Source organism: Blastococcus goldschmidtiae (assembly GCF_031845325.1).
In the GTDB taxonomy this organism is placed as follows: domain Bacteria; phylum Actinomycetota; class Actinomycetes; order Mycobacteriales; family Geodermatophilaceae; genus Blastococcus; species Blastococcus goldschmidtiae.
Genome location: NZ_JAVREI010000003.1, coordinates 21302 through 34029 on the forward strand (window position 1 = coordinate 21302; position 12728 = coordinate 34029).

Sequence of the window (12728 nt, forward strand, 5' to 3'; positions counted from 1 at the left end):
TGGATCGGGACCAAGGCTGCCGAGTCGCGGAGGAGCAGCTCGTGAAGCGGGCCGGCTTCCGGCTGCAGCCGGTCCTCGAGCTGCGCCGCACCCAGGAGCGCGCCGCCGCCGCGGCCTCGGCCACCGCGGCCCGTGCCGCGGCCGACGCCGCACGGCGCGCCACCGGGTACGAGACGGCGCTCGCCACGGCGGAGCTGCCCCGCTCCCTCCCCTCGGGCGACTTCCTCACCGCGATGACCCTGCTGCGGATCGCCGCGACCGACGCCTCCGACGCCCGCGCCGCCGCGACCGCCTCCGCCGAGCAGGCCGAGGCGGTGCGCGCGCAGTGGACCGCGGCGGCGCAGCGCACCAAGGCCATGGAGCGCCTCCGCGAGCGGCACCTCGAGGCCCAGCGCCACGCCGAGGCGGCCGCCGAGGAGCGCGCCGCCGACGACCTGGTCACCGGCCGCGCCGGCCGGGGACCCGCCGAGGAGGAGGTCCCGTGGACGGCCTGACCGCGGTGCAGGCGAGGATCAGCGAGATCCAGACCCGCTTCACCCCACAGATCCAGTCGGCATCGAAGGGCTGGGCGTCGGCCGCCGCCGCCGCCGGTCTCACCCGCACGACGTCCGCCCCGGGCATCTCGGCCACGGCCGCGGCAGGGACGGCCTCGGAGACCGCGGTCGTCGCAGAGGCCACCAAGCACCTCGGGACCCCCTACCTGTGGGGCGGCACCGACCCGTCGAAGGGGCTGGACTGCTCCGGCCTGGTCCAGGTCGTCTTCGGCAAGCTGGGCATCGACCTGCCCCGCACCTCCTCCCAGCAGGCCACCAGCGGCACCGCGGTGGCCTCGCTCGGCGAGGCCCGCCCCGGCGACCTCGTGTTCTTCGACAACTCGTCGTCGCGGGCCGGCATCGACCACGTCGGCATCTACATCGGCGCGGGCAAGATGATCGCCGCCCCGCAGGCCGGCGAGGTGGTGAAGGTGCAGGACGTCGGCTCACCGACCGCCATCCGCCGCGTCCTCCCGACCGCCCCGCCGTTCGCCGCATCGGTCGCCGCGTCGTCGTCGGGCTCGGGCGGCATCGGTGGCGTGCCCTACGCCAACCTGTTCACCAGTGCGGCCGGCCGTCACGGCGTGGACGCCGCGCTGCTGGCGGCCGTCGCGTCCAAGGAGTCGAACTTCGACCCCAGCGCGGTCTCCCCCTCCGGCGCCCAGGGGCTCATGCAGTTCATGCCGGCCACCGCGCGCGGCCTCGGGGTGTCTCCCCTCGACCCGGCGTCCGCCGTCGACGGCGCCGCGCGGTACCTGAAGGACCTCACCGGCCAGTTCGGCTCCACGGAGCTGGCCCTGGCCGCCTACAACGCCGGACCGGGCACGGTCAGCCGACACGGCGGCATCCCGCCCTACCCCGAGACCCAGAACTACGTCCGCGACGTCATGAACAAGGCGGAGAGCTACCGATGACCGCACCTGTGATGCCCTCGGCTCCCGCCGCGCGCGCTCCCTCGACCGGTGGCACGTCGGACGCCGGCGGCGCCGGGAGCGCCGCCCCGTTCGCCTCCGCCCTGGACGGCGCCCTGTCCGAGGGCCGCGCCGCCGTCGACGACGGGGCGACCGGCGACGGCGAACAGCAGGACCCCGAGCTCCCGGCCGGGACCGTCGTCCTCGAGGGGACCGCAGCCACCGAAGCTCCCCCTCTCGGCCTGGTCACGCCCTTCTGGGCACTGGCCCTCGGCACGTCGCCGGTGACCGTCCCGACGGCCGGCGCCGACGCCGCGGTCACCGGTACCGGGCTGCCGGGCGTCCCCGGGAGCACGGGAGCCGGCACGGTCCCGGCCGGCGCCGACCCGTCCGTCGTGTCCGCTCCCGGCGCGACACCGGCCGGCCCGGCTGTTCCTGCGGCGGGCGCGGTCGCCCCGGGCGGTGGTGTGCTGCCGACGCCGGGTGCCGGACCCGCTCCGGACGTCGTTCTCGAATCCGCCCGGGGCACCAGCGCAGTGGGCACGCCTGGCTCCGGCCCGGCCGGATCGACGCCCGCACCGGCCGGCGCCGCGACCGCCGGCGCGGTGCCCCTCGTCACCGAGGTGGCCGCCGCGGCTGCCGGCGTCGTGACCTCGGCTCCGTCTCCCGACTCCGCCCCCGCAGGCGCCCCGGCAGCCGCCGTCACCGCGCTGCCCGGCGTCGGGAACGCCTCGTCCGCCGGCGCCGACACCGCAGGGACCGACCAGGATGCCGACGGCTCCGCGCCCGGCGACGGGGAGGCCGAACCGACCGCCTTCGGCATCTCCGGCCCGGCACCCTCGGCGGCGCGAGCGGCGACCGCTGATGCCGACGGCGCGACCGGCACCGCGGCGAGCGTGCCCGTGGCGGGGCAGGTCGCCCGCCAGGTCGCGGTCCTGCGCGGTGCGGCCGACGGCTCGCACACGATGACCCTGGTGCTCACCCCCGAGACGCTCGGACCGGTGGAGGTGTCCGTCACCGTCACCAAGGGCACGGTGGACCTGGTCCTGCGCGGGGCACACGAGCACGGTCGCGCCGCGCTCCTCGACGCACTGCCCGACCTGCGCCGCGACCTCGAGTCCGCGGGCCTGGTGACCGCCAAGCTCGAGGTCTCCAAGGACAGCGGCGGCGCCTGGCTCGACCGGCACGCCGCCGGTCAGCAGGCCCAGCAGGGCTCCGGTGAGCGGCCCGGCCGGCACGGCCAGTCCGACGGACGGTCACGACCATGGCTCCGCACTGCCGATAGCGGAGAGACCAGGACCGTCCCGAGCGCCGGATCCACGTCCTCGGGCGTCGACGTCCGCGTCTGAACAGGAGACCCACCCATGCCGGACGCAGTCAGCGGCGCCGCGAGCGCCCCCACCACCTACGCGACCCAGCAGCTCGACCGCGGCGACCAGATGGGCAAGGACACGTTCCTCAAGCTCCTGGTCGCCCAGATGCGGTACCAGGACCCGTCCAAGCCGGTCGATTCCTCCCAGATGATCGCCCAGACCGCGACCTTCACCCAGGTGGAGAAGCTCGAGCAGATCGCGAAGTCCAGCGCCACGGCGCTGGTGCTCCAGGAGCACGCGGCCGCGGGCGCGATGGTCGGGCGCCAGGTCACCTACACCGACACCAACGGGGTCCCGGTCACCGGCCTGGTCTCCTCCGTCCGCCTCGCCTCCGGCAACTCCGAGGCCGTCGCCGTCGTCGACGGCAAGGAGGTGCAGGTGGGCCGGATCACCACCCTCTCCACCCCCACGCCGAGCTCAGGGACGAGCTCCTCCGCGGCGTCCTGATCCACTTCCCGCCCCGACACCCGAGGAGATCCTCCGCATGCTCCGTTCCATGTTCTCCGCCATCTCCGGCCTCAAGGCCCACCAGGCGAAGATGGACGTCACCGGCAACAACATCGCCAACGTCAACACCGTCGGCTACAAGAGCAGCTCCACCGTCTTCCAGGACACGCTCTCGCAGGTCGTCCGCGCCGGTGGCGCCCCCGCCGCCGACCGCGGCGGCACGAACCCCGCCCAGATCGGCCTCGGCGTCAAGCTCGCGGCGATCACGACGAACTGGACCAACGGCGCCGCCCAGTCCACCGGCCGGTCGACCGACTTCATGATCGAGGGCGACGGCTTCTTCGTGACCCGGGGGCCCGGGGGCGAGCAGCTCTACACCCGGGCCGGCTCGTTCGACTTCGACGCCGGCGGCCGCCTGGTCACCCCGGACGGCAGCATCCTGCAGGGCTGGATCGCCGACGCCAACGGCGTCGTCAACCCGAACGGCCCGATCCAGGACCTGACCGTGCCCTACGGCGCCACGGTCCCGCCGCAGCCCACCGGTACCTCGGGCCTCGGCGGCAACCTGAACTCCGCCGCCGAGGTCGGCGCGTTCGTGCAGACCCCGGTCCGCATGTACGACCAGATGGGCGTGGCGCAGCAGGTGACCTACACGTTCACCAAGCTCGCCGACAACGAGTGGCAGATGACCGTCAACAACGGTGACGACGACGGCGACCCGGCCACGCCGCCCCCGGCGCTCGCGCTGACCAACCCCGACGGCACCGCGTTCGACGGCATCGTGCGGTTCGACCCGGCGGACGGCTCGATGACCGCGCCCGCCGGCCAGATCCGCTTCGCGCCCGGCGCCGTGGCGTGGCCGGGCCCGGTGACCATCGACCTGGCGGGCCTGAGCCAGTTCGGCGGCAAGAGCGAGGTCGTGCCGACCGAGGTCGACGGCTACGCGCAGGGCTCCCTGCAGGGCTTCGCGCTGTCGAACGACGGCACCATCACCGGCACCTACTCCAACGGGCTGCGGCAGAACCTGGGGCAGCTGTCGATGGCGTCGTTCAACAACCCGAGCGGCCTGGAGAAGGCCGGCAACTCCTCGTTCCGCGTCGCGCAGAACTCCGGTGAGGCGATGATCGGCGTCGCCGGCGCCGGCGGCCGCGGCATCCTCTCCTCGGGCGCCCTGGAGATGTCGAACGTCGACCTCTCCGAGGAGTTCACCAGCCTGATCGTGGCCCAGCGCGGCTTCCAGGCCAACAGCCGCGTGATCAGCGCGTCGGACGAGCTCCTCCAGGACCTCGTCAACCTCAAGCGCTGATCGCGGGCCCTTCTCCGGCTCCGGAGGCGGGCCGCACCCGGCCCGGTCACTCCGTGGGGTGACCGGGCCGGCGCCGCTTCGGCTCAAGGACACGCGCCGCGGCGCCGATGGTGACAGTGACGATTCGCGCCCCTCCCGACTCCACCCCCACCGAGCAAGAGGACCGTCCCGTGATCCGAGTGACCCGCCTGAACGGGGAGCAGTTCGCGCTCAACCCCGACCTCATCGAGCGGGTCGAGGCTCACCCCGACACCGTCGTGCACCTGGTGGACGGCACCCGGTACGTGGTCACGGAGACCGTCGACGACGTGCTCCGGGAGATCCTCGAGTACCGCGCCGGCATCCTCGCGACGTCTTACGAGATGGACCGCGGCGAGTACCGGCCCGCCGGGGGCCCCCAGATCCTCGCCGGCGTCTCCTCCGTCGTCCCCTTCCCCGGACCCGAGGAGCGCTGACCCATGGATCCGGCCACCCTGATCGGTTTCGTCCTCTCCCTGGTCGCGCTCCTGGTCTTCATGATCATGGAGGGCGCCGACCCGATGTCGCTGCTCTTCCTGCCGGCGATCATCCTCGTGATCGTGGCCACCTTCGGTGCGGCCATGTCCAGCCAGACGATGGACGACCTCAAGAAGATGCCCGGCTGGTTCAAGATGGCGGTGCTGCCGGCCAAGGTGCCGCCCCCGACCCAGCAGATCCAGACCCTGGTCAGCCTCGCCGAGAAGGCCCGCAAGGAGGGCCTGCTGGCCCTGGAGGCCCAGGTCAAGGCCATCGAGGACCCGTTCCTCAAGCGCGGCCTGCAGATGGGCATCGACGGCACCGACCCCGAAGAGCTGCGCACCGTCCTGGAGAGCGAGATCTCGGCCAAGAAGGCCGAGGACAAGGTCGCCGCGAAGTTCATGAACACGATGGGCGGCTACGCGCCGACCATCGGCATCGTGGGCTGCATCGTCGGCCTGATGAACGTCATGGGGAGCCTCAGCGACCCCGAGGCGCTCGGCCCGATGATCGCCGCCGCCTTCGTCGCCACCCTCTGGGGCGTCATGGCCGCCAACTTCTGGTTCCTGCCGATGGGCGCCAAGATCATGCGCGTCAGCGAGCTGCAGGCCGCCCAGATGGAGCTGCTCGTCGAGGGCATCGCCGAGATCCAGGCCGGCACCAGCCCCCGCGCGGTCCGCCAGAAGCTGAACGCCCTGATCCCGCCGAGCGAGCTCGCCAAGGAAGCAGCGTGAGCGAGCCTGCGAGCTCCGCCAGGGGTGGAGCGAGTCCGCGAAGCGGACCGACGAGCGCCAGCGAGGAGGACCGGTGAGTGCGGGCCACGGCGGCAGCCGCAGGGCGAAGAAGCACGAGGAGGAGGAGCACGAGAACCACGAGCGGTGGATGGTGTCCTACGCGGACATGATGACGCTGCTCTTCGTGCTCTTCGTGGTGCTCTTCGCCATGAGCCAGGTGGACAAGGACAAGTTCGCCGCCCTGGCCACCGGCCTGTCCGAGGCTTTCGGCAGCCCCGTCACCGCGCTGACCAGCCCGACCCCGGAGGGCGCCGTCCTGGACGGGCTGCCCGGCGCCGTCGACATCGCCTCGGCCCTTCCGCCGGAGACGACGGTGGACCAGGCGGAGGTCGACGCCGCGGCGGCGCAGGCCGCCCTGGAGCGCGCCGCCCGGGTCGCCAACGAGGCGCAGAGCGCCTACGACGAGCTGGCCGCGGCCCGGGACCGCCTCGCCGCGGCGCTGGCGGAGGCCGGTTACCCCGACGCCGCGCGGTTCGAGATCGACGAGCGCGGCCTGGTGGTGCACATCGTCGCGGACGCCGTGCTGTTCGACGCCGAGGAAGCGGTGCTCCGCCCCGAGGGCGCCGCCATCCTCGGCGCCGTGGCGCCCACGCTCACCGAGCTGCCCAACGTGCTCCGCGTCGAAGGCCACGCCAACCACCTGCCGGTCACCCGCGGCGGCCCCTGGCCGTCGAACTGGGAGCTGTCGGGGTGGCGGGCCAGCACCGTGCTGCGGTACCTGGTCGGTGACGGCGTCCCCGAGGACCGCCTGTCGGCGGCCGGCTACTCGTCCACCAAGCCGCTGGTGCCGATCTCCGATCCCACGGCGCTCAGCGCCAACCGTCGCGTCGACGTCGTCGTCCTCTCCACCGCCTCGGCCGAGGCCAACGCACTGCTGCCAGGCATCGACGCCGCATCCAAGGAGGCAACCCCATGAGCAAGGACAAGCAGACCGAGACCGACGAGGAAGCCCCGAAGGGGAAGAAGAAGCTCTTCCTCATCATGGGCGTGGCCGTGCTGGCCATCGCCGGCGCGGCGTACTTCTTCGTCTTCTCGAGCGGCAGCGCCGAGGCCGCGGCACCGGTGCACGGCGGCTACACCGCGCTCGAGCCCATCGCGGTCAACCTGGCCGGCGGCGGCTACCTGAAGATCGGGATCACCCTCGACTACACCGCGGCCGCCGCGGGCGGGGGCCACGGCGGCGGCGGCGTCGACGGCGCCAAGGCCTACGACGCGATCATCTCGACGTTCTCGCAGGCCAACCCCGCCGACGTGACCGGCGCGCGGGATGCGCTGAAGGAAGCCCTGGAGCAGAAGATCATCGCGAAGTACACCGAGGACGGCGTGCCGATGGTCATGGGCATCTACTTCACCGAGTACGTCACGCAGTAACCCCGCGGTACCGCCAGGGCAGAAGTGGACATGCCTGCCCTGGCGGTTCCGGCTGGTCGACGTGCGGGAGCGGCCGGGACGGCGACGGGCGCATCACGCCGGGCACCTCCCGCACCACCGGTCACACCTCTCCCGTCCCGCCGACGGCGGCCCCCACCCCCGGTCAGGGTGACCCCACGCCCAGCCGATGAAGCAGTGCGTGACCACCCCCGAGACCGGCCCGACCCCCCGCGGGGGCGGCTCCCAGGCCCCGGCGGCGGCACCGGCCGGCGGCTCCCGGAGCCGTCGCGGCGAGCCCCGCACCTACGACTTCCGCCGCCCCACGAAGCTCTCCCGCGAGCACGTCCGCGTCATGCAGATCGCGCAGGAGTCCTTCGCCCGCCAGGCGACGACGATCCTCACCACGTTCCTCCGGGCCGGTGCCCGCCTGGAACTGGTGGGCATCGAGCAGTTCTCCTACGACGACTACATCCAGACGCTGCCCAACCCGGTGTTCATCACCACGTTCACGCTGGAGCCGCTGGCCGGCAAGGGCATGCTCGCCTACCCGTTGGACATCGCGATGGCGATCGTCGACCACCTGCTCGGCGGCTCCGGCGCGGCCGCCCAGCCGGCCCGGCCGATGACCGGCATGGAAACCACCATCACCACCCACCTGCTGGACCGGCTGCTGCGGGAGTTCGCGGCGTCGTTCGCGACGATCACCGAGCTCCAGCCGGCGATGACGGGCTTCGAGTACAACCCCCAGCTGGCGCAGGCCGCCTCGGGCTCGGACACCGTCATGGTCGCCACCTTCGCCATGGCCGTGGGCAGCCGCGAGGGCGAAGCGACGCTCGTCCTGCCGTTCTCCTCGTTCGCCCAGGCGCTGAACAACGCCGCCTCGCCGCAACTGTCGGAGTCCGCGCTGCGCAAGCGCAAGAAGGCGGCCGAGGCACTGGCCGCCCGCCTCAACCTCGTCCCGGTGGACGTCAGCGTGCGGTTCTCGCCGCTGTCGGTGTCCTCGGCCGACCTGCTCTCCCTCGCCGTCGACGACGTACTCCTGCTGCGCCATCCGCGTGACAGCCCGCTCGAGGTCACCACCAACGACGTGACCTTCGCCTACGCGATCGCCAGCAACCACCGGCGCCGGCTGGCCGCCTCGATCGTTCCCACCCCGCACGCTGCCGTGAAGGACACCGCATGAGCACCGACAGCACCCAGGACTCCCAGACCGTGACCGCCGTGGTGGCGGCCGCCGCCCGCGCCGCGGCGACCCTGGTCCCCGCGACCGCGCAGTTGGTCGCCGGCGCCCCCGTCAGCGACCCCGACACCGTCCCCCTGCCGCCCGGCGCCGCCTCGGCGGTCACCGCCGGGCTGTCCGGGGAGGTCAGCGGCGACGTCGTGCTGGTCGTCTCCGCCGACGTCGTCGAGGCCCTCAGCAACTCCCCCGTGGGAAAGATGGACGTCGCCGCCGCGCTGCGCCCCGCCCTGGAGGCCGCCGCGGCGACCCTCGGCCGGGTCCGGGTCGCCTCCGAGCGGCTGGTGGAGCCGGTCGCCGCCCTGGACGGGCTGCGCGACAAGGGGATGTTCGTGGCAGTTCCTCTCATGGCCGACGGCGAGCACCAGGCGACGTTCGCGCTGCAGGTGAACCTGCCCGCAGCCCGCGGTCAGGGCGGCAGCCTCGAGCTGCTCCGGCACGTGGCCATGGAGGTCACCGTCGAGATCGGCCGCACCCGCATGACGGTCCAGGAGCTGCTCTCGCTGCACCCCGGCGAGGTGGTCGAGCTGGACCGCGCCGCCAGCGCACCGGCGGACCTGCTGGTCAACGGCACCCTCATCGCCCGCGGCGAGGTCGTCGTCGTCGACGAGGACTTCGGCCTGCGGATCAGCGAGATCGTCAGCGACGCCGCCGAGCTCGGGGTCGGCGCATGACCTGGATGATCATCCGGCTGATCCTGTCGCTGGGGCTCATCGCCGTCGTGCTGGTCTACGCCGCCCGACTGGCCAAGAAGCGCGGCCTGGGGCAGGGCTCGGGCCTGATCGAGGTCGTGTCCAGCCAGCGCCTGGGCCGCACCAGCTCGGTCAACGTCGTCCGGATCGCCGACGTCGTCCTCGTCGTCGGCGCCACCGAGGAGCAGATCACGCTCCTGGCCGAGATGGACGCGGAGACGATCGACGGCGCGCTGCGCGAACGGACGCCGGTGCGCCTGACGGCCGCCCGCGACATGGACGCCGACGACTCACCCACACTGGTCGCCCGGTCCTCGGCCCCGTCCGGCGCGCTCGCCGGCTCGGTCCTCGATCGCGACAGCTGGGGCGGCCTGGTCCACCAGCTGCGCGAGCGGACGGTCCGGCGGTCATGACCACGCTGCTCCAGGGGCGGATGCCCGTAGCGGCGGGCCGGTGGCGCGCGTCAGCCCTCCTCCTGCTGCTGCTGCTCTCCGGCGTGGCGGCGGTGCTGCTCGCCGGTCCGGCCGCCGCCGCACCCACCGCCCCGACCGAGCCCACCGCCCCCGTCGTCCCGGGCGTGGGCGGGGCCGACGGCAGCGTGGACATCTCGATCGGCGGGGGCTCGGCGAGCACGTCGATCACGCTGATCCTGGCGATCACGGTGCTGTCGGTCGCGCCCTCGGTGCTGCTGCTCGCCACCTCGTTCACCAAGATCATCGTCGTCCTCGGCATCACCCGGAACGCCCTCGGGCTGCCGACGTCGCCGCCCAACCAGGTGCTCACCGGCCTGGCCCTGTTCCTCACGCTGTTCGTGATGGGCCCGGTGATCGGTGACATCAACGACGTCGCGGTACAGCCGTACATGGACGGCGCGATGACCGTGTCGCAGGCCTACGACGCCGGCGTCGTCCCGCTGCGCGAGTTCCTCCTGGGCAACACCCGCGAGGACGAACTCAAGCTGATGATCGGCCTCTCCGGCGAGGAGGCGCCCGCCGACGCGACCGAGGTCAGCATGACCACCCTCGTCCCGGCGTTCGTCCTCTCCGAGCTCAAGAGCGCCTTCATCATCGGGCTGGTCATCTTCATCCCGTTCCTGGTGCTCGACATGCTCGTGAGCGCCTCGCTGATGTCGATGGGCATGATGATGGTGCCGCCGACCATCGTGTCCCTGCCGTTCAAGCTGCTGCTGTTCGTCGTGGTCGACGGTTGGTCGCTGGTCACCACCGCGCTCGTCGGCTCCTACGGCGGGGGTGGTTAGGCGTGAGCGACGTGAGAACGACGGGCGAGCGAGCATCGCTGCAGGCTGGGGGGCCCTCCCGCTTGCGGAGGACGGCGACCGAGGAGCGGAACGAGCCCGGAGTCGAACAATGAGCGATGCCGACGTCACCGAGATCGCGCTGCAGACCATGCTGCTGGCGGCCAAGGTGGCCGCCCCCATCCTGCTCACGGCACTGGCCGTGGGTTTCCTGATCTCGCTTTTCCAGGCGGCCACGCAGATCCAGGAGCCGACGCTGTCGTTCGTCCCCAAGATGATCGCGGTCTCCGTCGTCCTGCTGATCACCGGCAACTGGATCCTCGCCTCGGTGGTGGACTTCACCGAGCACCTGTTCGCCCAGCTGCCCCGACTGCTCGACCGGACCTGAGCCATGGACCTCTCGGTCCCCGCCGTCACCCTGGTGGCTCTGCTGCTCGGTACCGCCAGGGCCGCCGGGTTCGTGCTGATGGCTCCGCCGTTCAACTCGCGGACCATCCCCGGGCCGGTCAAGGGCGCGCTGGCCATGGCGCTGTCGCTGCTGCTGTCGACGCAGATCGCACCCACGCTGCCCGAGCCGACGGCCGGCTTCATCGTCGTCACCGCCGTCACCGAGGTGATCATCGGGGCGGCACTGGGCTTCGTCGTCCAGGTGCTCTTCACCGCCGTCCAGATGGCCGGCGACCTCATCGACCTGACCGGCGGGTTCTCGCTGCAGCCGGCCTACGACCCGCTGGCGATGACGCAGAACTCGGCGGTCGGCAAGCTGCACTACCTGCTGGCCGTCACCCTGCTGTTCACCAGCGGCGGCCACCTGCTGCTGGTCAGGGGCTTCGCGACCTCGTACCAGGGCCTGCCCGTGGGGGGCGAGGTTCCCGTCGACCAGCTCGGCGCGATGCTGATCCAGGCCGTGTCGATGATGTTCCTGGCCGCACTGCAGATCGCGGGACCCATGGTCGCCGTGCTCCTGCTGGCGGACGTCGCGCTCGCGCTGCTGAGCCGCGCCGCACCCTCGCTCAACATCTTCGCCATCGGCTTCCCGGTGAAGATCACGCTGACCCTCCTCATGCTCGGCCTCACCTTCCCGCTGCTGCCGCCCGCGCTCGATGCGCTGCTCGAGCACGGGGTGCGGGCCATGGGCTCGCTCCGGAGCGGCTGACCGATGGCCAAGGACGGTCCCGGCGGCGAGAAGACCGAGGCGCCCACTGCCCAGCGCCTGAAGAAGGCGCGCAAGGAGGGGCAGATCCCGCGTACCCAGGAGCTGGGCACCTGGGTGGGCATCGCGGCGGCGAGCGTGCTGCTGCCGATGATCGGGGAGAACGGCTTTGCCGAGGTGCAGAAGCTGTTCGTGCAGATCGATGCGGTGGCCGCGCAGCCCGAGGCGTCGGCGATCGCGGCGCTGCTCGGCCAGGCGCTGCGCGCGTTCATGATGACGGTACTGCCCCTGGCGCTCGGCCTGATGGTCGTCGGCCTGGTCGCGTCGGCGAGCCAGGGCGGCGTCACCTTCGCCACCAAGGGGATGAAGCCGACCCTGAAGAAATTCAACCCCCTCACCGGCATGAAGAAGATGTTCGGCACCCAGGGACTCTGGGAGGTGACCAAGGCCCTCATCAAGACGGTCGCGCTCGGGACGGTCGTCATCATCACCAGCGACCGGGCGCAGACACTGGTCTCCTCCGCCGGGGCGCTGCCGCTGTCGGTGGTGGTGGACACCTTCATCGACTCGGCCATCCTGATGTTCCGCGTCGTCGCCGTGACCGGCCTGGTCATCGCCGTCGCCGACTACCTCGTGGTCCGCAAGAAGATGATGAAGCAGCTCAGGATGAGCAAGTACGAGATCACCCAGGAGCACAAGCAGGCCGAGGGCGACCCGCACATGAAGGCCCACCGCAAGGGGGTGCAGCTGTCCATGTCGCGCAACCGGATGATGAGCGAGGTCGCCGAGGCCGACGTCCTCCTGGTCAACCCGACCCACGTCGCCGTCGCGCTCAAGTACGAGGCGGCCAAGGGCGCTCCGCGGGTCGTGGCCAAGGGCGCCGGCGAGGTCGCCGCCAAGCTGCGCGAGATCGCCGCCGAGGCACGGGTGCCGATGGTGCAGGACATCCCGCTCGCCCGTGCGCTGCACGCCTCCTGCGAGCTGGGGCAGGAGGTGCCGCCGCAGCTGTTCACCGCCGTCGCCCGGGTGCTCGCCTTCGTGATGCACCTGGGCGCGCGCGGTGTGCGCGGCGGCCTGCACCGGCCCGGCTTCGAGCCGCCGGACACCACCGACCTGCCCAAGGCGGGCCGTCGCCGGGTCGTCCAGCCGGCAGCCTGAGCC

16 protein-coding genes are annotated in these 12728 nt (G+C 72.3%); all 16 read left to right on the forward strand.

From position 1 onward, the window contains the following. Positions 1-41: 41 nt before the first annotated feature. A complete protein-coding gene (locus tag RM425_RS07000) occupies positions 42-494 on the forward strand; it encodes a flagellar export protein FliJ (RefSeq protein WP_311344472.1) in 453 nt (150 codons plus the stop codon). Beyond that, positions 482-1447 (forward strand): transglycosylase SLT domain-containing protein, encoded by a 966-nt coding sequence (locus RM425_RS07005; protein WP_311344473.1) that lies wholly within the window; start codon positions 482-484, stop codon positions 1445-1447. The genes RM425_RS07000 and RM425_RS07005 overlap by 13 nt, the downstream gene beginning before the upstream one ends. Beyond that, positions 1444-2793, forward strand: a complete 1350-nt coding sequence (locus RM425_RS07010; RefSeq protein WP_311344474.1) for a flagellar hook-length control protein FliK — start codon at positions 1444-1446, stop codon at positions 2791-2793. Before RM425_RS07005 ends, RM425_RS07010 begins: the two co-directional genes overlap by 4 nt. A 15-nt stretch (positions 2794-2808) precedes the next feature. After that, entirely contained in the window at positions 2809-3264 is a 456-nt protein-coding gene (locus RM425_RS07015) for a flagellar hook assembly protein FlgD (RefSeq protein WP_311344475.1), read from the forward strand. Between the two features lie 37 nt (positions 3265-3301). Further along, the gene (locus tag RM425_RS07020; RefSeq protein WP_311344476.1) at positions 3302-4570 is read left to right on the forward strand and encodes a flagellar hook protein FlgE; all 1269 of its coding nucleotides are present in this window, start codon (positions 3302-3304) and stop codon (positions 4568-4570) included. A gap of 170 nt (positions 4571-4740) precedes the next feature. Further along, on the forward strand, positions 4741-5025 hold the full coding sequence (locus tag RM425_RS07025; protein WP_311344477.1) for a flagellar FlbD family protein: 285 nt from the start codon (positions 4741-4743) through the stop codon (positions 5023-5025). 3 nt (positions 5026-5028) lie between these two features. Next, complete coding sequence (locus tag RM425_RS07030) at positions 5029-5799, forward strand: motility protein A (protein WP_311344478.1); 771 nt, start codon at positions 5029-5031, stop codon at positions 5797-5799. 73 nt (positions 5800-5872) lie between these two features. Next, positions 5873-6775 carry a flagellar motor protein MotB gene (locus RM425_RS07035; RefSeq protein WP_311344479.1) on the forward strand — a complete coding sequence of 301 codons (903 nt, stop codon included), beginning with the start codon at positions 5873-5875 and terminating at the stop codon, positions 6773-6775. Then, entirely contained in the window at positions 6772-7230 is a 459-nt protein-coding gene (locus RM425_RS07040) for a flagellar basal body-associated FliL family protein (protein ID WP_311344480.1), read from the forward strand. Before RM425_RS07035 ends, RM425_RS07040 begins: the two co-directional genes overlap by 4 nt. 199 nt (positions 7231-7429) lie before the next feature. Further along, entirely contained in the window at positions 7430-8413 is a 984-nt protein-coding gene (locus RM425_RS07045) for a flagellar motor switch protein FliM (protein ID WP_311344481.1), read from the forward strand. Beyond that, positions 8410-9141 (forward strand): flagellar motor switch protein FliN, encoded by a 732-nt coding sequence (gene fliN, locus RM425_RS07050; RefSeq protein ID WP_311344482.1) that lies wholly within the window; start codon positions 8410-8412, stop codon positions 9139-9141. Before RM425_RS07045 ends, fliN begins: the two co-directional genes overlap by 4 nt. Further along, on the forward strand, positions 9138-9572 hold the full coding sequence (locus RM425_RS07055) for a FliO/MopB family protein (RefSeq protein ID WP_311344483.1): 435 nt from the start codon (positions 9138-9140) through the stop codon (positions 9570-9572). Before fliN ends, RM425_RS07055 begins: the two co-directional genes overlap by 4 nt. Further along, the gene (gene fliP, locus RM425_RS07060; protein WP_311344484.1) at positions 9569-10417 is read left to right on the forward strand and encodes a flagellar type III secretion system pore protein FliP; all 849 of its coding nucleotides are present in this window, start codon (positions 9569-9571) and stop codon (positions 10415-10417) included. The genes RM425_RS07055 and fliP overlap by 4 nt, the downstream gene beginning before the upstream one ends. A 109-nt stretch (positions 10418-10526) precedes the next feature. Continuing rightward, a complete protein-coding gene (fliQ, locus tag RM425_RS07065) occupies positions 10527-10802 on the forward strand; it encodes a flagellar biosynthesis protein FliQ (RefSeq protein WP_311344485.1) in 276 nt (91 codons plus the stop codon). 3 nt (positions 10803-10805) lie between these two features. Beyond that, complete coding sequence (fliR, locus tag RM425_RS07070; protein ID WP_311344486.1) at positions 10806-11570, forward strand: flagellar biosynthetic protein FliR; 765 nt, start codon at positions 10806-10808, stop codon at positions 11568-11570. 3 nt (positions 11571-11573) lie between these two features. Continuing rightward, positions 11574-12725, forward strand: a complete 1152-nt coding sequence (locus tag RM425_RS07075; protein WP_311344487.1) for an EscU/YscU/HrcU family type III secretion system export apparatus switch protein — start codon at positions 11574-11576, stop codon at positions 12723-12725. Positions 12726-12728 lie beyond the last annotated feature (3 nt).